The 20464-nt window shown below is 62.8% G+C and carries 29 protein-coding genes; all 29 read right to left on the reverse strand.

Annotated features, from left to right (window positions below):
- Positions 1-3 precede the first annotated feature (3 nt).
- On the reverse strand, positions 4-309 hold the full coding sequence (gene nuoK / locus EZV60_RS06280; RefSeq protein ID WP_135503426.1) for an NADH-quinone oxidoreductase subunit NuoK: 306 nt from the start codon (positions 307-309) through the stop codon (positions 4-6).
- A 57-nt stretch (positions 310-366) separates the two neighbouring features.
- Positions 367-975 carry an NADH-quinone oxidoreductase subunit J gene (locus tag EZV60_RS06285; protein ID WP_135503428.1) on the reverse strand — a complete coding sequence of 203 codons (609 nt, stop codon included), beginning with the start codon at positions 973-975 and terminating at the stop codon, positions 367-369.
- On the reverse strand, positions 972-1385 hold the full coding sequence (locus tag EZV60_RS06290) for a carboxymuconolactone decarboxylase family protein (protein WP_135503430.1): 414 nt from the start codon (positions 1383-1385) through the stop codon (positions 972-974). Before EZV60_RS06290 ends, EZV60_RS06285 begins: the two co-directional genes overlap by 4 nt.
- A complete protein-coding gene (gene nuoI, locus EZV60_RS06295) occupies positions 1382-1876 on the reverse strand; it encodes an NADH-quinone oxidoreductase subunit NuoI (protein ID WP_135503432.1) in 495 nt (164 codons plus the stop codon). Before nuoI ends, EZV60_RS06290 begins: the two co-directional genes overlap by 4 nt.
- 7 nt (positions 1877-1883) lie before the next feature.
- Positions 1884-2651: a class I SAM-dependent methyltransferase gene (locus EZV60_RS06300; RefSeq protein WP_135503434.1), complete on the reverse strand. Its 768-nt coding sequence runs from the start codon at positions 2649-2651 to the stop codon at positions 1884-1886.
- 4 nt (positions 2652-2655) lie between these two features.
- Positions 2656-3693, reverse strand: a complete 1038-nt coding sequence (gene nuoH / locus EZV60_RS06305) for an NADH-quinone oxidoreductase subunit NuoH (RefSeq protein WP_135503436.1) — start codon at positions 3691-3693, stop codon at positions 2656-2658.
- A 12-nt stretch (positions 3694-3705) separates the two neighbouring features.
- The gene (locus EZV60_RS06310) at positions 3706-4110 is read right to left on the reverse strand and encodes a hypothetical protein (RefSeq protein ID WP_135503438.1); all 405 of its coding nucleotides are present in this window, start codon (positions 4108-4110) and stop codon (positions 3706-3708) included.
- Positions 4110-6119 carry an NADH-quinone oxidoreductase subunit NuoG gene (gene nuoG, locus EZV60_RS06315; RefSeq protein ID WP_135503440.1) on the reverse strand — a complete coding sequence of 670 codons (2010 nt, stop codon included), beginning with the start codon at positions 6117-6119 and terminating at the stop codon, positions 4110-4112. Before nuoG ends, EZV60_RS06310 begins: the two co-directional genes overlap by 1 nt.
- Before the next feature lie 6 nt (positions 6120-6125).
- The gene (locus tag EZV60_RS06320) at positions 6126-6533 is read right to left on the reverse strand and encodes a DUF5333 domain-containing protein (RefSeq protein WP_135503442.1); all 408 of its coding nucleotides are present in this window, start codon (positions 6531-6533) and stop codon (positions 6126-6128) included.
- Between the two features lie 127 nt (positions 6534-6660).
- On the reverse strand, positions 6661-7026 hold the full coding sequence (locus EZV60_RS06325) for a hypothetical protein (RefSeq protein WP_245306237.1): 366 nt from the start codon (positions 7024-7026) through the stop codon (positions 6661-6663).
- Between the two features lie 54 nt (positions 7027-7080).
- Positions 7081-8376, reverse strand: coding sequence for an NADH-quinone oxidoreductase subunit NuoF (nuoF, locus tag EZV60_RS06330; protein WP_135503444.1), 1296 nt, complete (start codon positions 8374-8376; stop codon positions 7081-7083).
- A 4-nt stretch (positions 8377-8380) separates the two neighbouring features.
- Positions 8381-8599, reverse strand: a complete 219-nt coding sequence (locus tag EZV60_RS06335) for a DUF5337 domain-containing protein (protein ID WP_135503446.1) — start codon at positions 8597-8599, stop codon at positions 8381-8383.
- Between the two features lie 13 nt (positions 8600-8612).
- Complete coding sequence (locus EZV60_RS06340) at positions 8613-9431, reverse strand: NADH-quinone oxidoreductase subunit E (protein ID WP_135503448.1); 819 nt, start codon at positions 9429-9431, stop codon at positions 8613-8615.
- 35 nt (positions 9432-9466) lie between these two features.
- Positions 9467-10669, reverse strand: coding sequence for an NADH-quinone oxidoreductase subunit E (locus tag EZV60_RS06345; protein ID WP_135503450.1), 1203 nt, complete (start codon positions 10667-10669; stop codon positions 9467-9469).
- Positions 10670-10963, reverse strand: coding sequence for a hypothetical protein (locus EZV60_RS06350; RefSeq protein WP_135503452.1), 294 nt, complete (start codon positions 10961-10963; stop codon positions 10670-10672).
- Positions 10960-11334, reverse strand: a complete 375-nt coding sequence (locus EZV60_RS06355; RefSeq protein WP_135503454.1) for a hypothetical protein — start codon at positions 11332-11334, stop codon at positions 10960-10962. Before EZV60_RS06355 ends, EZV60_RS06350 begins: the two co-directional genes overlap by 4 nt.
- Positions 11334-12557 carry an NADH-quinone oxidoreductase subunit D gene (locus EZV60_RS06360; RefSeq protein ID WP_135503456.1) on the reverse strand — a complete coding sequence of 408 codons (1224 nt, stop codon included), beginning with the start codon at positions 12555-12557 and terminating at the stop codon, positions 11334-11336. The genes EZV60_RS06355 and EZV60_RS06360 overlap by 1 nt, the downstream gene beginning before the upstream one ends.
- A complete protein-coding gene (locus tag EZV60_RS06365; RefSeq protein WP_245306238.1) occupies positions 12554-12757 on the reverse strand; it encodes a hypothetical protein in 204 nt (67 codons plus the stop codon). Before EZV60_RS06365 ends, EZV60_RS06360 begins: the two co-directional genes overlap by 4 nt.
- Entirely contained in the window at positions 12754-12954 is a 201-nt protein-coding gene (locus EZV60_RS06370; protein ID WP_135503458.1) for a hypothetical protein, read from the reverse strand. Before EZV60_RS06370 ends, EZV60_RS06365 begins: the two co-directional genes overlap by 4 nt.
- Entirely contained in the window at positions 12951-13121 is a 171-nt protein-coding gene (locus EZV60_RS19045) for a hypothetical protein (protein WP_167853474.1), read from the reverse strand. Before EZV60_RS19045 ends, EZV60_RS06370 begins: the two co-directional genes overlap by 4 nt.
- Positions 13122-13125: 4 nt before the next feature.
- Positions 13126-13512 carry a nuclear transport factor 2 family protein gene (locus EZV60_RS06375; protein WP_135503460.1) on the reverse strand — a complete coding sequence of 129 codons (387 nt, stop codon included), beginning with the start codon at positions 13510-13512 and terminating at the stop codon, positions 13126-13128.
- Positions 13513-13514: 2 nt separating this feature from the next.
- Positions 13515-14117 (reverse strand): NADH-quinone oxidoreductase subunit C, encoded by a 603-nt coding sequence (locus EZV60_RS06380; protein WP_135503462.1) that lies wholly within the window; start codon positions 14115-14117, stop codon positions 13515-13517.
- 28 nt (positions 14118-14145) lie between these two features.
- Positions 14146-14769: a NuoB/complex I 20 kDa subunit family protein gene (locus tag EZV60_RS06385; RefSeq protein WP_245306239.1), complete on the reverse strand. Its 624-nt coding sequence runs from the start codon at positions 14767-14769 to the stop codon at positions 14146-14148.
- Positions 14760-15125: an NADH-quinone oxidoreductase subunit A gene (locus EZV60_RS06390; RefSeq protein ID WP_135503464.1), complete on the reverse strand. Its 366-nt coding sequence runs from the start codon at positions 15123-15125 to the stop codon at positions 14760-14762. Before EZV60_RS06390 ends, EZV60_RS06385 begins: the two co-directional genes overlap by 10 nt.
- A gap of 455 nt (positions 15126-15580) precedes the next feature.
- Positions 15581-16372 carry a crotonase/enoyl-CoA hydratase family protein gene (locus EZV60_RS06395; protein WP_135503466.1) on the reverse strand — a complete coding sequence of 264 codons (792 nt, stop codon included), beginning with the start codon at positions 16370-16372 and terminating at the stop codon, positions 15581-15583.
- The gene (locus EZV60_RS06400; RefSeq protein WP_135503467.1) at positions 16365-17237 is read right to left on the reverse strand and encodes a hydroxymethylglutaryl-CoA lyase; all 873 of its coding nucleotides are present in this window, start codon (positions 17235-17237) and stop codon (positions 16365-16367) included. The genes EZV60_RS06395 and EZV60_RS06400 overlap by 8 nt, the downstream gene beginning before the upstream one ends.
- On the reverse strand, positions 17230-17898 hold the full coding sequence (locus tag EZV60_RS06405) for a glutathione S-transferase family protein (protein WP_135503469.1): 669 nt from the start codon (positions 17896-17898) through the stop codon (positions 17230-17232). Before EZV60_RS06405 ends, EZV60_RS06400 begins: the two co-directional genes overlap by 8 nt.
- Positions 17895-19844 (reverse strand): acetyl/propionyl/methylcrotonyl-CoA carboxylase subunit alpha, encoded by a 1950-nt coding sequence (locus EZV60_RS06410; RefSeq protein WP_135503471.1) that lies wholly within the window; start codon positions 19842-19844, stop codon positions 17895-17897. Before EZV60_RS06410 ends, EZV60_RS06405 begins: the two co-directional genes overlap by 4 nt.
- Before the next feature lie 18 nt (positions 19845-19862).
- A complete protein-coding gene (locus tag EZV60_RS06415; RefSeq protein WP_135503473.1) occupies positions 19863-20435 on the reverse strand; it encodes a thermonuclease family protein in 573 nt (190 codons plus the stop codon).
- Positions 20436-20464 lie beyond the last annotated feature (29 nt).

The following is a 20464-nucleotide window of genomic DNA, read 5'->3' on the forward strand; positions in this document are numbered from 1 at the left end:
GGCTCAGCCTTTCATCACGTTGACGTCTTCCACGGCGATCGTGCCGCGGTTCCGGAAGAAGCAGACGAGGATCGCAAGGCCGATCGCGGCCTCGGCGGCGGCCACGGTCAGCACGAAAAGCGTGAAGACCTGTCCGACCATGTCGCCCAGATGGGCCGAAAACGCGACAAGATTGATATTGACCGACAAGAGCATCAGTTCGATCGACATCAGCAGGATGATGACGTTCTTTCGGTTCAGGAAGAGTCCGAAAATACCAATGACGAAAAGCACCGCCGCCACCGTCAGGTAATGTTCCAATCCAATCATGTCGTCCCTCACATCCCCGTGTCGTTTTGTATCGCCGGGTGTTTCAAAGTCCCGGGATCAGAGCCCCTGTCCCGGGCGTACATCCTTGAGTTCCATCGCCTTGGCCGGGTCGCGGTACATTTGCGCCAGCACGTCCTGCCGTTTCACGTCCGAGCGGTGGCGCAGGGTCAGGACGATTGCCCCGATCATCGCCACCAGCAGGATCAAACCCGCCAACTGGAAAAGGATGAAATACTTGTCGTAGAGCAGCATCCCGAGCGCCTTGGTGTTTTCCACGCCCTCGGGTGTCACCGCCGCGCGCGCGCCCTCTGCCCCGTCGGCCATGTGCCAGTTGCCGAAAGCAAGGCCAAACTGCATCAGCAGAATGATCCCGATCAGCAGCGCCAGCGGCATGTATTTCGCCATCTCTGCCTTCAACTCGGCAAAATCGACGTCCAGCATCATGACGACGAAAAGAAACAGCACCGCCACCGCGCCCACATAGACGATGATCAATAGCATCGCCACGAACTCGGCCCCCAACAGCACGAAGAGGCCGGCCGCGCTGATGAAGGAAAGGATGAGCCACAGCACCGAGTGCACAGGATTACGGCTGATCACCGTCAGAAGACCGCCGGTCAGCAAGGAGATCGCGAAAAGGTAAAAGGAAATCGCGGCAACGGTCATGACGTTTCATCCTTGTCCTGTTCTTCGTCCAGAACCTCGCGGGCGAATTCCATCGCCCGGTTCATCGACGGGATGCCCGCAAAGACCGACATCATCGCGATGGTCTCGGCGATCTCGTCCTTTGTGGCCCCGGCCTCGAGCGCATGGCGCACCGTCAGGCGCATCTGCGTATCGCTCTGCGCCCCCAACATCGTCAGACCCGCCAGCGTGATCAGCAGCCGCGTCTTGGCATCCAGCCCGTCCTTGTTCAACCCCTTGCCAAAGGACATTTCCATGAATTCCTTGGGCATGGTCGGCCAAAGCTGCTCGAACCCCTTGGGCGAAAAGGATTCCAACGCCGGGTTCATGGACTTGGCCATCTCCTGCGCTTGCTTCATCCAAAGCTCGAAGGGGTTGCTGATATCGCTCATCTGTAGGGCGCATCCATTTCAAGGTTACGGGCGATCTCGGCTTCCCACCGCTCACCGTTCTCCAGCAGTTTCTGCTTGTCGTAGAACAGTTCTTCGCGGGTTTCGGTGGCAAACTCGAAATTGGGGCCTTCGACGATGGCATCGACCGGGCAGGCCTCCTGGCAGAACCCGCAATAAATGCACTTGGTCATGTCGATGTCATAGCGCGTCGTGCGGCGGCTGCCGTCATCGCGCGGCTCGGCGTCGATGGTGATCGCCTGAGCGGGGCAAATCGCCTCGCACAGCTTGCAGGCGATGCAGCGCTCTTCGCCGTTTGGATAGCGGCGCAGCGCATGCTCGCCGCGAAACCGCGGGCTCAGCGGGCCTTTTTCGTGCGGGTAGTTCAAGGTGGCCTTGGGCGCAAAGAAGTACTTCAGACCCAGTTTGAGACCGTGGAATACATCCTTGAGCAGGAAATACCCCGCGGCGCGATTGTAATCTATATTCGCCATCGGACTGTCAGCTCCTTGCGTCATCAAAGCGGGTCACACCCGCCTTTTCGTACCCTTGCCAGGTCGCCTCGTAATCGCTCTGCAGGGCGAAATCGGGCAGATGAGACTCGGGTGTCTTTTCCACTTCGTAATACAGATACGTCCGGCCCGGCCCGATCTTGTTCTTCAGGCGCAGCCTGTGACCTGTCTCGGCGGGATCTTCGAAATTGACGTGCTTGAATCCCGCATCCGGTTCGACCGGGATCGCACGGCAATCGATCACGTTGCAATTGCACGCCCGGCCCCAGAAGGTCCAGACAAGCTCGGGATTGAACTGGTACATGCCATGCCCGTACCACCCGTTCAGCCCGTTGACCGAAATGAACCGCCCGCCGGGCTTGAGCATCCGGAACACGCCTTCCAAGGCGACAGGCACATTGAACACATGCTCGATCGTGCCTCCGTCGAAAATCAGGTCGAACTGGTTTTCCAGATCCGCGTCCGGCAGCTTGTTGAGGTCATGGATCAGCGTGGCGCCTTCGTAGGCGGAGAAATCCATCGACTCCATCCCGTGAAAGCCCAGCGTCTCGAACAGCGTTTCGGAAAAGCCGTCATCCTGCAGAAGGTCGGGACGCTTTTCCTCGTAGCCATAGGCGCGCAAAGCCTTGCGATAAAGCTTGCGATAGCGGGTCTGGTACTGAAAGCCCTGCCGACCCAGCATCACCTTTCGCCCCTCCGGCTTGAAGCGCGAGGATAATTCCACGAGCCTCTCGAAGACGACGTAGTCGACCGCCATCCGCTCAGCCCCCCATCGCGTAACGAGCCCAGAAGGCGCCGAAAACTTCGAATTTCGCAAGGAACGAGACGATCACGACCCAAGCCAGCGACAGCGGCAGGAACACCTTCCAGCCGATCCGCATCAGCTGGTCATAGCGGTAGCGCGGGGTCACGGCCTTCACCATCGCGAAGAGGAAGAAGAAGAAGGCCATCTTGGCAATCATCCAAAGCACGCCGTCCGGCAGGCCCGGGATCGGCGACAGCCAGCCGCCGAAGAACAGCAGCGACGTCAACGCGCACATCAGGAAGATCGCGATATACTCACCTGCCATGAACAGCAGGAACGGGGTCGAGGAATATTCCACCTGATATCCCGCCACCAGTTCGGATTCCGCTTCGGGCAGGTCGAAGGGCGGGCGGTTGGTTTCCGCGAGCGCCGAGATGAAGAACAGGAAGACCATCGGCAGATGCGGCAGCCAGTACCAGCCGAAAAAGCCGTAAGCGGTGTCCTGAGCCGCCACGATGGACCCGAAATTCAGCGATCCGGTCGAGATGATCACGCCGATGATGATGAGGCCAATGGAGACCTCGTAGGAAATCATCTGCGCCGCCGACCGCAGCGACCCGAGGAACGGGTATTTCGAGTTCGACGCCCAGCCGCCCATGATCACGCCATAGACCTCGAGCGAGGAGACCGCGAAGACGAACAGCACGGCCACATTGATATCCGAAAGCACCCAGCCCTCGTTCATCGGGATCACGGCCCAGGCCAGAACGGCCAGCACGAACGACGTCAAAGGGGCAAGCATGAACACGGCCCGGTCCGCACCCGCCGGCACCACGACCTCTTTCACAACGTATTTCAACGCGTCCGCCACCGTCTGCAGAAGACCGTAAACTCCGACGACATTGGGGCCGCGCCGCATCTGAACCGCCGCCCAGATCTTGCGGTCGCCGTAAACGAGGAACAGCAGCGACACCATGACGAAGCCGACCACCGCAAGGCATTGCGCCACGATGATCACCAGCGTTCCCAGCGGTGTCGTCAAGAATTCTGCCATGGCTTTAGCCCCTCACACCATCGGTATGTCGTTTTCCGCACAGTCTGCGGCGATGATTTCCGCGTCGAGCGTCCTGATCCCGTCAGGCAGCGCCGCCGAGATCGTATAAACCGCATCCCCGGTCCAGATGCCACCCTCTTCGGCCACATTCGTCCGCACATGGCGCGCAAATCCGTAGCCGCGGATCAGCGTGTACTGCGATGCCGCGCAATCTGCGTAGCGCGCGACGTCCTGAGCCGAGCGCGCGCCGACCATCGTGACCTGGAAATTCACAAGATCGCCGTCCAGAAGGCGCGTCTCGATTCCCCGGTATTCGGGCGCAAACGCGATATCGTCCGACGCCACCGGTTCGGCGCAGGCCGCAAGCCCCGTCAGACCGGCAAACGCCAGCGCCGTTATGGGCGTGGCGCTTTGCATCACTCGGCAGCCACCGGCCGGTCCCGGCGCGCCTTGGCGTTGGCAGAAAGCTCTGCCATCAGTTCGCTGGCCCGCGCAATCGGATTGGTCAGGTAGAAATCGCCCAAAGCCTCGGAGAGCGCGCCCGCGCCAAGTTCCGCGCTTTCGACCGGCGTCCACTCGTTCTCCGGCACCTGATCGATCTGGGCCAGGTGCGGCACAGCCTCGATCAGCGCGCGGCGCAGCTGCGGCAGGCTGTCGTAGGACAAGGTGGCGCCCATCTCTCCCGACAGGGCCCGCAGGATCGCCCAGTTTTCCTTGGCCTCGCCCGGGGGATGACCGGCGCGCAGCGCCAGTTGCGGACGACCCTCGGTGTTGACGAACAGCCCCTGTTCCTCGGTATAAGCCGCGGCCGGCAGGATGATGTCGGCGCGATGCGCACCGCGGTCGCCATGGCTGCCTTGGTAGATGACAAGGGGCCCGTCAGCGAGCGTGATCTCATCGGCGCCGAGGTTGTAGATCACCTCGGCCCCGTCCAGCGCCGCCGAGACACCGCCCTCGGTCGTGCACCCAGCATCCATCGCGCCGACGCGCGACGCGGCGGTATGCAGCACAAGCATCTTGCCGCCGAGCTTCTCGGTCAGGGCCATGGCCTGCGTCAGCACGGCCTGTCCCTGATCCCCCATCAACGCACCCTGCCCCACGATGACCACCGCATTCTCGGTCGGCTTGGCATCGGTCACCAAACGCAGCAGGAACTTGTGCCGCGATCCGACCTGATTGGCGTCATAGGTCAAATCGGCCGGCGCACCCGCATGGGTCACCTGCGCCCCCTTAAGCCAGGCCTTGCGGATCCGTGCGTTGAGCACAGGCGCCTCGATGGACGGGTCCGTGCCGATGAGATAGACCGCCTTGGCCGTATCGATGTCCTCGACCCGCGCGGTCCCGACATAGCCCGATCGATTGCCCTCGGGCAGATACGCGCCATCGGTGCGGCACTCCACCTGGCCGCCTTGACCTTCGATCAGCTCTTTAAGCGCAAAGGCCGCCTCGACCGGGGCCAGATCGCCCACAAGCCCGGCCACCTTCTTGCCTTTGATCGCCTCCGCGGCCTTGGACAGCGCTTCGCCCCAAGAGGCGGGCCGCAATTTGCCATTTTCACGGATATAGGGCCGGTCCAGTCTTTGGCGCCGCAGGCCGTCCCAGACAAAACGGGTCTTGTCGGAAATCCATTCTTCATTCGTGCCATCATGGTTGCGTGGCAGAATACGCATCACCTCACGGCCCTTGGTGTCCACGCGAATGGAAGACCCCAGCGCGTCCATCACGTCGATGGTTTCCGTCTTGGTCAACTCCCACGGACGTGCGGTAAAGGCGTAAGGCTTCGACACCAGCGCACCCACCGGGCACAGGTCGATGATGTTGCCCTGCATGTTGCTGTCGAGCGTTTCGCCCAGGTAGCTGGTGATCTCGGCATCCTCGCCCCGGCCGGTCTGGCCCATCTGGCTGATGCCCGCCACTTCGGTGGTGAACCGCACGCAGCGCGTGCAGGAAATGCAGCGCGTCATGTGGGTTTCCACCAACGGTCCGAGGTCGAGATCCTCCACCGCGCGCTTCGGCTCGCGGTAGCGCGAGAAATCCACGCCATAGGCCATCGCCTGATCCTGCAGGTCGCACTCGCCGCCCTGATCGCAGATCGGGCAATCGAGGGGATGGTTGATCAGCAGAAATTCCATGACGCCCTCGCGGGCTTTCTTGACCATCGGCGAGTTGGTGCGCACGCGGGGCGGTTGCCCCTCGGGCCCCGGCCGCAGGTCGCGGACCTGCATCGCGCACGATGCCGCCGGTTTAGGCGGGCCACCCACGACCTCCACCAGACACATCCGGCAGTTGCCCGCGATGGACAGCCTTTCGTGATAGCAGAATCGCGGAATTTCGATCCCGGCCTGTTCGCAGGCCTGAATCAGGGTCATTGCCCCATCCACTTCCACTTCCTGATCGTCGATGATGATCTTGCGAAGGTCAGCCATTCGTTCTCACTTTGCTCTCAAGAGCTGTCCGATCCGGGTACCGCGGGCGATCTCGTCGCGTCCCAGAACGCACAGGCTTTCAGGATCCAGGTTGCTTGCGCCTTTCGAAGCGAAATACGCGTTGCGCTTCTCGCGCATCTTGGCCTTCTCGGCCTTGTCGTTGATATAGGCCTCGATCTCGCGCTCACTGTATCCGCGCTCCATGGCCAGGTTTTTCAGTTGGGTCGCATAAGAGCGCGCGGTGATCAACCGCCCTCCGATGCTGTCACAGGCACGGCGGATTTTGTCTGCCGCCGCGATGACCAGAAGACCGTCGTTGATGTCTCTTTCGCTGGCCAGACCGTCATTGGCGCGGGCATGGACACCACTGGCGGCCACGGCCGCGCCGAGTATCAGGGCTTGTATCAATCGCATGGGAACACTCCTGCAGCAGGCAAATCGGCGCGCAGACCATCTGCGCCCCTCTCTGCCCCGCAGATGAAGCTTGCACCGCCTGATATGCAATAACAGGCACGCCAAACCATTGATATGCCGAGATTACCTACCAAAGCTGGCACCGTCCTGTCAGCGTCAGCGTGTTGCCGTCGATCGCCAGTGTTCCGCCCTGCCCGTCGGGTCCACGCACCCAATCAATCTCGGACGTCCCGAAATTCTCGATGCAATAGCGCGTGCCCTCGTAGTCTCCTGCCGCGCGCGCGCCATCTAATGACCGGTCGACCTTCGGAACCCGCACGACAAAGCTGCGTCGGTCGTCCGACGCCGACTTTGCCTTGGTCTTGAAATAGACGCCGTTGAAATAGACCCGCTCGCTTGTGCGGGTGCAGGCCGCGACGGCGACGACGGCACAAAGCGCCAGAACTCCGATCCGGCGCCCGACCCGTTTGGCTGCCAAGTTGCGATCACCCACGTGCATCTACCTTCCAAATCCGTGCAAAGCGGGCCCTTGGCCCCTCCGCGTCTTTTATTCCGCCGCAACCGCGCTGACGCGTCCGGTTTTCTGCGCCTTGATCCGATCCTCGATCTCGTCCCGGAAATTGCGGATCAGACCCTGAATGGGCCATGCCGCCGCATCGCCAAGCGCACAGATCGTGTGACCCTCGACCTGCTTTGTGACATCGAACAGCATGTCGATCTCTTCCACCTCGGCCTCGCCGCGCACCAGCCGGTCCATGACCCGCATCATCCAGCCCGTGCCTTCGCGGCAGGGCGTGCACTGGCCACAGCTTTCGTGCTTGTAGAACTTCGACAACCGCCAGATCGCCTTGATGATGTCGGTGTCGTTGTCCATCACGATAACCGCCGCCGTGCCAAGGCTCGACCCGACTTCGCGCAGCGCGTCGAAATCCATCGTGGCGTCTTTCATCTTTTCGCCGCGCACGCACGGCACCGATGAGCCACCCGGAATGACCGCCTTGAGGTTCTTCCAGCCGCCGCGAATGCCGCCGCAATGCTTCTCGATCAACTCCTCGAAGGAGATCGACATGGATTCTTCCACCACGCAGCGGTTGTTCACGTGACCCGAGATCGCAAAGATCTTGGTCCCGGCGTTGTTGGGGCGTCCAAAGCCCGCAAACCATTCGGGCCCGCGCCGCAGGATCGTCGGGACGACGGCGATGGATTCCACGTTGTTCACGGTCGTCGGACAGCCATAAAGCCCCGCACCCGCCGGGAACGGCGGTTTCATCCGCGGCATGCCTTTCTTGCCTTCAAGGCTTTCCAGAAGCGCGGTTTCCTCGCCACAGATATAGGCCCCGGCCCCGTGAACGAGGTAGAGGTCGAAATCCCAGCCCGACCCGCAGGCATTCTTGCCGATCAGCCCGTCCTCGTATGCCTCGTCTATCGCGTGCTGCAGCGCTTCTTTCTCGCGGATATATTCCCCGCGAATATAGATATAGCAGGCATGCGCGCCCATGCCGAAGCTTGCGATCAGGCAGCCCTCGACCAGCGTATGCGGATCGTGGCGCATAATCTCGCGGTCCTTGCAGGTGCCCGGCTCGGATTCGTCGGCATTGACCACCAAATAGCTGGGACGCCCATCGCTCTCCTTGGGCATGAAAGACCACTTGAGGCCCGTCGGGAACCCCGCACCGCCACGCCCGCGCAGTCCGCTGGCCTTCACCTGCTCGACGATCCAGTCCCGTCCGTTGGCCAGGATTTTCGCAGTCCCGTCCCAATGGCCACGCGCCTTTGCGCCCTTCAGGCTACGGTCGTGCATGCCGTAGAGATTGGTAAAGATGCGATCTTCGTCTTTCAGCATAGCGTTATCCCTGATCCTTCCGGCGGTCGCGCCAGATTTGGTAGATGAGCCAGATCGCCACGGCGAACCCGCCGAGCGCCACCAGATCGAAGGTCAGGCGCAGCGATTGGCTGAACCCCTCCTTTTCTCCGATAAGCGTGATGAGCACCCAGAACACGCCCGTGCCCGCGATCACCATCGCAGCCCGGCGCCCCCGTTTGTCCTCTGTCCCGCTCTGGCTCATGCAACCCACTCATTCAATAAACATCACCCTTGTCGACGCGCTTGGAAAACTCCGTATCCCCTCCCGCGGCAAGGATCTTGGCTTGCGCGATCCAGTCATCGCGCGTCACCCGGCCCTTGAACCCTTTGAGATTGGCATTGACCCACGCCACCTCTTCCGGGCTCCATCCTGCGATCTGGTCGAAATGATAAAAGCCCATGTCGTTCAGCATCGTCTCAAGTTTCGGCCCCACGCCCTTGATTTCCTTCAGGTTATCGGCCTTTCCGCCGCGCGGTTCATCAAGCGACTCGGGGCGCGTGCCCTCGTTTTCTCCCTCATGAACCCCGTCCGCGTCATAGTCGTGCGACACCTGCGCGCCAGCCTCGGAATCGGCGCTCTCTGACACGAACAGTTGGGAGGAGTCCGCCTTGCTGTCGAGATCCTCGGGCGCTTTGGTCGCGCCTTCCCCGGCGTCGCTGTCACCGCCGTATTTCCAGCTTCCCTTGGAACTGGCGATCTCTTCCTCACCTTTCAGTTTCTTGCTGGGCTTCACGACCGCTGCCGCGCTGGCCGCCATGTCCACAACGCTTTGGGCCACGTTGCTGACTGCCCCGCTCGTCGGCATCGGGGCGGAGGTCACGCTCGCATCCTCATCGCCGTCCTCATCCTCGTCGTCCCAGCAAAAGAGCTGGATCAGAACCAGCGCCATGAAGATCGCCAGCGCGAGGCCGACAAGAAGCGCCACGATGAAACTGCCCTGCATGCTCATCAGGATCACGGCCAGAAGGCCCGCCCCGGCGGACAAGCCCCAGCAGCCCATCCGGCACTGCGCCACGAAATCATTTCCAAACATTTGTCATATCCCCCTGAAGCGGCTTTGGGATCGCCCTAGTAGACGTCCCCTTTTTTGACCTTATCAGAAAATTCCGTGCTGCCACCTTCGGCAAGCGTCTGTGCCTGATCGACCCAGTTGTCGCGGCTGACCCGGCCCTTGAAACCCTTGAGGTTCTCATCGACCCAAGCCACCTCTTCGGCGGTCCATCCGGCGATCTGATCGAAGTGGAAGAAGCCCAGCGAATGCAGCAGCTCTTCAAGCTTCGGACCGACGCCCTTGATCATTTTCAGATCGTCCGCCGCGCCATCGCGCGGGGCCGAGAGCGACTCCGGCTTGGTTCCCGTGGGCACCGCCGCCGTCGTTTCGTCTGTCTCGGCAGCAGGCTCGCGCTTCGGACGCGCCTTTTCTTCGGCCTTCGCCTCGGATTTCGATCCACCGGTCTTGTCCGGGGTGTCTTCGGCCTTGGGTTTCGGGGCGGTCTTGGCGGCCGAGGTGACCGGATCATCGCCCGCCGCCGCGTTGGGCTTGGTCGGTTTGTGGTTGGCGCCTTTGTCGCGCCACGGCGCCAGCAAGGGCACCTCGGTGCCGTCGATGCGCTTGACCGTATCGCCCAGGTCGGTGGCCAGCTGCACCGACGCGTTGTATTTCGTATGGCCGGACTCGAACTCTTTGAGCGTCGTCAGCCCGCCCTCGGGTTCCGACGCAAAGCGCCCGTTCTGCGGCCCCGGGACCGGTACCTTGCCCGCCGCCAGCTCGTCGAGAATCTCCGCGAAACGCGCGGCGGTCAGGTCCTCATAGTAATCCTTGCCGATCTGAGCCATCGGCGCGTTCGCGCAGGCGCCAAGACATTCCACCTCTTCCCAGCTCAGCTTGCCGTCCGACGAAAGCTCGAACGGGTTGGGCGCGATCTTCTCTTTGCAGACCCCGATAAGGTCCTCGGCCCCGCAAATCATGCAGGACGTGGTGCCGCAGATCTGGATATGGGCCACCTGCCCGACCGGCTGCAGCTGAAACATGAAGTAGAAGCTCGCCACCTCCAGCGCGCGCATATAGGCCATGCCAAGCATGTCCGCCACGGCCTCGATCGCGGGTTTCGTCAACCAGCCTTCCTGTTCCTGCGCACGCCACAGAAGCGGAATGATCGCGCTCGCCTGGCGCCCCTCGGGATACTTGGCGATCTGGGCCTCGGCCCACGCCTTGTTCTCGGGCGTGAAGGCAAAGCTCTCGGGCTGCTCGGGGTGAAGGCGGCGTAGCATTTAGGCGCAGGCTCCTGTCGTCAGTCGGACACCGCCGTTCGACAGGCGCACGGCCTTACCGGTCGAGACCATGTATCCTGCCATGGCGGTGGATTGTTCGCGGGTCAGACCGGCCTGAAGCTCGACCGGCAGGTAATCGGATTCGCCGACCAGGTCGCAGCCTACGCTGGCGACGGCGCTTTCGAATTTCGAAACATCCTCGACCGTCGTGCCCTCCGGGGGCACATCGCACCCGGCCAGCACAAGACAGAGCGCGGCCGCGCTCCCGAATCCGAGGTGAAGTGAGGTCTTCATGTCAAATTTTCTCCAGAAACAATCAATGCCAGCACGGCCAGCCCCATCACGAAGATCGCCGACGCGCCTGCGGCCAGATGCTTGGCGTATCCGAAACCGCCGCGCGCGTAGATCCATGCATCCGCGAGCCCCATGAAAGCGAAAACGCCGAAAAGCGCGGCAATCACGGCAAGATCCCCGTAAAGTGCCGCGAAAAGCGTCAGCAGCGCAAAAGCCACGTAACGATCGGTCATCACCTCCGGCAGCTTTTCCATCCGATGCCCGGAAAAGCTTAGCCCCTCAGCTGCATCGCGCATGTAAAGCACGGCCAGCACAGCAAAACTCAGCGCGCCGATCCCGGCCAGGGCTATGGTGGCATCCGCCAGCGTCATTACCGGTCGATCTCCCCGAACACCACGTCCAGCGTGCCGATAATCGCCGCGACGTCAGCCAGCTGGTGACCGCTCGCCACGTGATCCATCGCCTGCAGATGCAGGTAGCCCGGCGCGCGCAGCTTGGCGCGGTAAGGCTTGTTAGTGCCATCGGCCACAAGGTAGACGCCAAACTCGCCCTTGGGCGCCTCCACGGCGGCGTAAACTTCGCCTTCGGGCACGTGAAACCCCTCGGTGTAAAGCTTGAAGTGGTGGATTAGCGCCTCCATCGAGGTCTTCATCTCGCTACGCTTGGGCGGCGTGATCTTGCCCCGCGCCAGAATATCGCCCTGTCCTTCTGGCGCGCGCAGCTTCTCGATGGCTTGCAGGATGATCTTGAGCGACTGGCGCATCTCCTCCATCCGGCACAGGTACCGGTCATAGCAGTCACCGTTCTTGCCGACCGGAATCTGGAAGTCGAACTCGTCGTAGCACTCATAGGGCTGCGCGCGGCGCAGATCCCACGCCATGCCCGACCCGCGCACCATTACCCCCGAAAAGCCCCAATCAAGCGCCTCCTTTTCGGAAATGATGCCGATATCGGCATTGCGCTGCTTGAAGATCCTGTTTTCGGTCAGCAAGCCGTTCAGGTCGTCGAGCACATCGGGGAATTCATGCGCCCAGGTCTCGATATCGTCGAGCAACTCGGGCGGCAGATCCTGATGTACGCCGCCGGGGCGGAAATAAGCGGCGTGAAGCCGTGCACCGCAGGCTCGCTCGTAGAAGATCATCAGCTTCTCGCGCTCTTCAAACCCCCAAAGAGGCGGGGTCAGCGCGCCGACATCCATCGCCTGCGTCGTCACGTTGAGCAGATGGCTCAGGATCCGCCCGATCTCGGAATAAAGCACGCGGATCAGGCTGGCGCGGCGCGGCACCTCGATCTCGCAAAGCCGTTCGATCGCGAGGCACCAGGCATGTTCCTGGTTCATCGGCGCCACGTAATCCAGCCGGTCGAAATAGGGCAGGTTCTGCAGATACGTCCGGCTTTCCATCAGCTTTTCGGTGCCGCGATGCAATAGGCCGATATGCGGATCGCAGCGTTCCACGATCTCGCCGTCAAGCTCAAGCACCAGGCGCAAAACCCCATGTGCTGCAGGGTGTTGCGGGCCGAAGTTAATGTTGAAATTACGGATCTTCTGTTCGCCCGTCTGGGCGTCAGCGAAACCTTTGGAGCCGTCCATCATACGTTGCCTCCATCGAGCTTGTCCCGAAACGCCATCACCCACAGAAGGATGAGCGCACCGAGCGGAATAATTGCGACCAGCGAGACCCAGCTCGGGATGCCGAACTTGGGCAGAAGCCGCCAGAACGGAACCACCATCAGCGCCGCCAGGATCAGCAGCCAAAGAAAGCCGCCGCCGCCCATGCCATATCCGCCCATCATTGTTTAACTCCACGCGTCGGGGTGGGTGTGCCGCCTCTCAAATCGCTGAAATTCAACGAAATCCGGGCCACCCTTACCGCAAAGGCTTTTCTTTGTTTGTCGCGCTTCTTGCTCTCAAGTACTGCACAGGTTGTTGCACACGCAGTCAAACCCGAAACGAAAGCCCAAAATTCTGCCGAAAACTCAAACCACATCATACTTGGTCTCCCTTCGGGGTGGCCATGAAGGCCATCAGGTATAGCAGGATCAGCGCCCCCACCGGAAGGATCGCCAGAAGCGCCCAGGCGCTCGCCATGCCGTAGCGCGGCAGCAGCTTCCAGAACGGCGGAATGAAGGCCAAGGAAAGAAGGATCAGCCACCACATTGCGTCACGATCCCCCGCTCGCGTGACCGGCAGTCCGGAAAACCTTGGTCAGAAGCTTCCACGCGCCGTCCACCTTGACGAACCCCAGATGATCCTCGTAGCGCAGCGGCGGCACATCGACCCAAAGATGGACTCGCGCGATTTCGCCACCGGCCACATCAATGCCGCTTACGCCAAAGGACGCAGCGCCGGCAAAGGGCTCGCGGCCCCGCACACGCTCCAGATAAGCACTCTTGTCCCAGAAGACTGTCTTGCCATCCTCGACATGGGTCATCTGGAAGCGATCATGGCACAGGTCCTCGAACACATCCGCCCGCGCGTAATATACCGCCTCGCCATAAGCTTTCGCCAGATCGGCAACCGCATGCAGGTCGTCGGGCGACGCGCTCATGCTCAGGCCTCTTTCTTTTCGTCGCCGGGAAGGATGTAGTCGGCGCCTTCCCACGGGCTCATGAAGTCGAACTGCCGGTACTCCTGCACCAGCTTCACGGGCTCATAGATCACGCGCTTCTGTTCCTCGTCGTAACGCACCTCGGTATAGCCCGTGGTCGGGAAATCCTTGCGCAGCGGGAACCCGCGAAACCCGTAATCGGTCAGGATCCGGCGAAGATCCGGGTGCCCCGAGAAGAGGATGCCGAACATGTCGAAGACCTCGCGCTCGAACCAATTGGCCGAAGGGTGGATCCCGGTGATCGACGGCACCAGATCTTCCTCCCGCGCCGCCAACCGCAGACGGATCCGCTGGTTTTGGTACATGCTCAGAAAGTGGTAGACCACGTCGAAGCGTTTGGCCCGCTCTGGGTAGTCGACGGCGGTGATGTCCACGAGGGTCGAAAAACGGCAGGTCGCGTCGGTCTTCAGAAACTCCACCAACCCGACGATATTGGCCAGCGCCACCTCGACCGTCAGCTCGCCATGCGCCACCTCGAACGAAAGGACGCAATCGGGCCGCTTCATCGTGATGTGCTCGCCAAGCTCTTTCAATACTTCGCTCATGTCACCCTTCCCCGAGCTTCCGACCCGATCAGCGCGCGATCGTGCCGGTCCGGCGGATCTTGCGTTGCAGTTGCATGATGCCATAGACCAGCGCCTCGGCGGTCGGCGGGCAGCCCGGCACGTAAATGTCGACAGGCACGATCCGGTCGCAGCCGCGCACAACGGAATAGCTGTAGTGGTAGTATCCGCCGCCATTGGCGCAGCTGCCCATCGAGATCACATAGCGCGGCTCTGGCATCTGATCGTAGACCTTGCGCAGCGCCGGGGCCATCTTGTTGGTCAGCGTCCCGGCCACGATCATCAGATCCGACTGGCGCGGGCTGGCCCGCGGGGCCGTACCGAACCGCTCCAGATCGTAGCGCGGCATCGAGCTGTGCATCATCTCGACCGCACAGCACGCAAGCCCGAAGGTCATCCAGTGCAGCGACCCTGTGCGGGCCCAGTTGATGATGTCCTCCGTCGACGTGACAAGAAATCCCTTGTCCTGCAGCTCTCGGTTCAGTGCCTGCGTCGCGGCATCGCGCTGATAATCCTCGGCATAGGCCTCCAAGGGCACCTGGCTCGACGGGCCGCTCTTCACGCGTGGCGTCTGGGGGCCCTCGCTTTGAACCTCGGTGACCATGGCGTCATCGGATTTGTTCTCTACTGCCATTCCATCGCCCCTTTCCGCCACTCATACGCAAATCCGGCCGTCAGAACGGCGAGGAACACCATCATAGACCAGAAGGCCGCCATGCTCAGATCGGCAAAGGCCACGGCCCAGGGGAACAGCATCGCGATTTCGAGGTCGAAAATGATGAACAGGATCGAGACGAGGTAGAACCGGACATCGAACTTCATCCGCGCATCGTCGAAGGCGTTGAAGCCGCATTCATAGGCGCTGACCTTTTCGGGGTCCGGGTTGCGGACGGCAAGCACCACCGCCGCGAGGATCAGGACAAGACCAAGACCGATGGCAATGCCCAGAAGAACGAGAACGGGAAGATACTCCCTCAACATCTCTTCCAAGGTGTGGCTCCTTTCGCGCGCACCCGCATGCGCGCTTGCTGGCAGGTTCACTCACTCGGGTTTACCCCTGCCCCTTGATGGGGTCAACCAAGCGTGGTGACAAAACGGAGCCCGGACAGGCGCCGCGTTGCATTATATACAATGGGATACCGTCCCCGGATTTGCGAGGCGGCAAAGTCGCGCAGTCTTACCCCTTCCGCAGCTGTCAGAAGATCGGTCGGACCCCGGCGGCCCGCGTGTGCGCTTTGACCGCGCGCCCGCCGAACGAAAGCTTGCTACCCGGCAGCTTGCCGCACGGCGAAACCTTCCTCCGCGCGAACCTCAATCGGCAAATTACTCGCCGGACAGGCTGCGCATAAGGCACTGAAAAATATATTGGTCTGTCGCGACTTCGCTCGAATTTTCCCCCAGCTCACAAATCCATGCACTGCGACGGAAATATCGTCAGCCGACGGCTAGGGCGTTTTTGCCACCCAGTCCGGCGTTCGCTTGTCGAAGAACGCGGCAATACCGGCCTGCGCCTCCGCCCCGGCCCAGCAGTCCGACAGCGCCGCGATGGTCTTCGCGATCACCGCCTCGTCGATGGGCGGGCCGAGATCTCGCAACAGCGCCTTGGCCCGCGCCACCGCACTTGGCGCGCAGGACAGATAGGGCGTGACCTCTGCCTCGACCGCCGCGTCAAGCGCATCCATCGACACCGCGCGCGCCAGCAGCCCAAGGTCGACAGCCTCGGCGGCCTCGAACCGCCGCCCCGACAGGAACACACGCCGCGCCTTCGCCTCGCCCATCCGGGCGCAGACATACGGCCCGATGGTGGCCGGGATCAGCCCTAGCCGCGTTTCGGTCAGCGCCATCTGCACCGTGTCCGCGCCGATGGCCACGTCACACACGCTCAGAAGCCCGACACCACCGCCGAAAGCGTTGCCCTGTATCCGACCGATCAGCGGCTTGGGCAGGGTGTTGAGCGCCTGAAGCATATACGCCAGCTTCCCCGCCTCTTGCGCACGCGCCTCGGGCGCGGCCTCGAACTGGTCTCGCATCCATCCCAGATCACCGCCTGCGCAAAAGCTTCTGCCCCGCGCGGCCAGCACCACGACGCGCACCGCGTCGTCCGCGCCCAGCGCGCGGGCCGCGTCGTGCAATTCCGTGATCATCCGCCCCGACAGGGCGTTGTGCTTTTCCTCGCGGTCCAGCCAGAGCGTTGCCACGCCCCGGTCGTCCCGCTCGATATGGAGCGTCTCATACATCGGCCCGGCCCTCCTCTCGCCGCATCCTGCGCGCCATGTCGGCAGCCTCTGCGACCGCGCCCCGGTCCAGCCCGGTGTCGTAGCCCAGCGCGATCAGCCTGTCATGTACCGCTTCGGTCGCCACGTTGCCCTTCGCCCCGGGCGCATATGGACAACCGCCCAATCCACCAACGGCGGCGTCGAAGACCCGCAGACCGTGATCCAGCGCAACCTCGATATTCTCCAGCGCGCGTCCTGCAGTGTCGTGAAAATGCCCCGCCAGCTGTGCGGCAGGCACCGCCTGCACCACGGCGCCCAGCATCGCCTCGACCCGCTCGGGCGTTGCCCGCCCCAGCGTGTCACCCAGCGAGACTTCGTAACACCCGAGCGCCAGCAGTCTCGCCGCCACATCGGCCACCTGCGCCGGCGCAACCGGTCCGTCATAGGGGCAATCCGTCACGCAAGAGACATAGCCTCGCACCGGCACGTCGCGCGCCCGCGCGGCCTCAGCCACCGGCGCGAACCGCTCCAGGCTTTCCGCGATCGTCGCGTTGATATTGGCGCGCGAGAACCCCTCTGACGCTGAGCCGAAGATGGCCACTTCGTCCGCGCCTGCAGCCATGGCGTCGTCAAAACCGCGCATATTCGGGGTCAACGCGGCATAGGACACACCCGGCACACGGTGGATCCGCGCCATAACCTCGGCCGATCCGGCCATCTGCGGCACCCATTTCGGACTGACGAAACTCGCCACCTCGATCCGCGCAAAACCCGCCGCGCTCAACCGATCGATCAGCGCGACCTTGTCGGCGACCGCGATCTCGCCCGGTTCGTTCTGCAGCCCGTCGCGCGGTCCGACCTCGAAGATCTCGACACGCTCAGCCATCGGGCGGCTCGTAGAATTCTTGCTGGTACAGCCGGGCCTCGTTATCGGCCGGCAACGCGGCCCGGAAGCCCGCCCGATCCGTGATCCGCGCATACCACTTTTGCGTTTCGGGGAAACCGTCAAGCCGCGCGTAATGAAGCGCCATATACACGGCCTGACCAACCGCGATATCGCAGGCCGAAAAACCGCTGGTCAGCAGGTGGTCGCGATTTTCCACCGGCGGGCTCAGGCGTTCCTCGATCGCGGCGTAGCATTTGCGCAGCCGGGCGGCCTCCAGCCGCATCACGGTGGGGCTGCGCATATGGTCCTCGCGCAGCATGATGTGCTGTTGCGTCAGGATTGCCACGTGCTGCGTAATCGTCTCGGCGAAATGCAGCCAGACCAGAAAAGGCATGCGGTCCATGTCATCCGGCGTGCGGCCAAGCCCCCGCTCCGGAAACTGTTCGCAGAGGTATTCCATCATCGCGCCGCTCTCGAACATCCGCTCGCCCTCGATCTCAAGCGCGGGCACCCGGCCCGCCGGCGACAGGGCCAGAAAATCCGGCTGGCGCAGGGATTTGTCGAACGGGTGCACGACGACCTGATGCGCGACGCCCAACTCGTTGAGCAGCCACAGCACGCGCATGGACCGGCTTTGCGGCACGTGATGCAACACGATCATGCGGCGGCCTCCTCGGTCTCTTCGAGCCGGATCAGCGCCGCCCCGGCCTCCACCTGTGCACCCTGCCCGACCAGCACCTCGGCCACGATCCCGTCGCGCGGGGCCAGCAGACTGTGTTCCATCTTCATCGCTTCGAGAATCGCCAACCGGTCGCCCTTCTTCACGTTTTGACCCGGTTGCGCGGCAAGCCATTTGACCGTGCCCGGCATCGGCGCCTCGATCACGCCGGCGTCCTGCCCGGCCGCGGCCTGCCGGTCCAGCGGATCGACGATCTCGAAACTTATCCCATACTGCGTGAACACCGTCACAAGGCCGTCGGTGACGCACACGGGCGGCGCGGTCCGGCCATTGAGCTGCCAGCGCCCGCCGACGCGTCGCGCCGCCACGGTGGATCCGTCGCAAAGGACATCATGCGCCCCGGCGCCCAAAGACCGGACGCGCAGAATGCGGTCCTCGTCCTGCCGGCGCAGCACGATCTGCCATTCCAGCGGCGACCAGAGCGTGAAGCCCGTCTCTGGCGCCTCGCGCTGCAGAAGTCCGCACGCCGCAAGCGCAGCAAGCGCCATGTCCTCGGCGCGCGGCACGACGTCGTGCACCAGCGACGTGAGGTCTCGCGCGATAAGTCCGGTATCGACCTCTCCGCGCGCAAAGCCGTCATGCGCCGCCAACGCGCCCAGAAAGGACAGGTTCGTAACCGTGCCCGCCACCTCTGTCCGCGCCAAAGCGTCCGACAGCCGCCGCAGCGCCACGGCCCGGGTCGGACCATGCGTGATGATCTTGGCAATCATCGGGTCGTATTGCGGGCTGATCTCGTCGCCTGCGCGCACGCCTGTGTCACACCGCACGCCACCGGGGAACGACAGATGGGCCAGCCGTCCCGTTGCGGGTAGAAATCCGCTGGCCACATCCTCGGCATAAAGCCGCGCCTCGAAGGCATGCCCGGTGATTGTCAGATCCTCCTGGACCGCAGACAGTCCTTCACCAGAGGCCACGCGCAGCTGCCAATCCACCAGATCGACGCCGGTGATGGCCTCGGTGACCGGGTGTTCCACCTGCAGGCGTGTGTTCATCTCCATGAACCAGAACCCGTCCGTCCGCAGCCCGCCCGCGCCGTCGACGATGAATTCGACCGTACCTGCACCGGCATATCCGATGGCCTCCGACGCGCGCACTGCCGCCGCCCCCATGGCCGCACGCATCTCGTCGGTCATGCCCGGCGCGGGCGCCTCCTCGATCACCTTCTGATGACGGCGTTGCAGCGAACAGTCCCGCTCAAAGAGATGCACCGCACGCGTCCCGTCCCCGAATACCTGAACCTCGATGTGGCGGGGCTGCTGGATGTATTTCTCGATCAGCACGGCGTCATTACCGAAAGCGGTGCGCGCTTCGCCCCGGGCGCTGTCCAGCGCGTCGGCAAAATCATCCGCCCGCTCGACCAACCGCATGCCCTTGCCGCCGCCACCCGCCACGGCCTTGATCAGAACCGGATACCCGATCACGTCGGCCTGCTTTGCAAGATGCGACGGCTCCTGATTTTCCCCGTGATAGCCGGGCACGACCGGCACACCGGCCTTCTCCATCAGCGCCTTGGCCGCATCCTTCAGCCCCATCGCGCGGATGGCCTTGGCCGATGGGCCGATAAAGATCAGGCCCGCGGCCTCGACGGCCTCCACGAAATCCGGATTCTCGCTGAGAAACCCATAGCCTGGATGGATCGCCTGCGCGCCCGTAGCCTTCGCCGCCTCGATGATCGCCTCGCCGCGCAGATAACTGTCGGCGGGCGCCGCTCCGCCGATATGCACCGCCTCATCGGCCAGAGCCACATGCCGCGCCGCGCGGTCCGCGTCGGAAAAGACCGCCACCGAACGCACGCCCATGGCCCGCGCTGTCTCGATCACGCGACAGGCGATCTCGCCCCGGTTGGCGATCAGGATTGTGTCAAACATCGCCCTGTTCCTTTGCGGTCACATGTCTTTCGCCTCGCACCAGCCTGCGCGCTGACCCCCGGCATAGGCGCGCGCATGGTCTGCATCGATCATCCGCCGCGCCACGGGCACATCGTCCAGCGCAACGAAGACAAGCGCCCTGCCATAGCGGTCCTCGCCCTGGCGCACGATGCTGATCCGATCCGCCTGCCAGAGCATCGCGCGCAATGCCCATTTGGCGCGCAGACCACGGTAAAGCTCGCTGGCGCAGCGCGGGCTGAAAATCTCGGGCGTATCGAACCCTATGAGCCGCGCCTTTTCCATACCGCGTCCCGGGCAATACATTCGGATCGTATCGCCATCTGTCACGCTTAGCACGCGACAGCCGTCCCGCTCCTTCGGCGCAAAAACCGTCGTCAGCGCCGCAGAGCCGAATGGCAGCGCGATAAGCGCGAGACCGGCCAGGACGATCACAAGCCGAAGATAGCCCCTCGGATCGCGCAGCGACGGGCGCTGCGGCTTTCGCGTATGCCGTGGCGGGGTGCCGAGATCCCACGTGCGATGCCGTCTCGCCCCGCGACGAAAGGGAATGACCTTGGGCCGTTTCACCATGCTTCAAAAGACTCCTATGATGCATGCCC

The sequence above is a fragment of the Roseovarius aestuariivivens genome (assembly GCF_004761875.1).
Taxonomy (GTDB): Bacteria; Pseudomonadota; Alphaproteobacteria; order Rhodobacterales; family Rhodobacteraceae; genus Roseovarius; species Roseovarius aestuariivivens.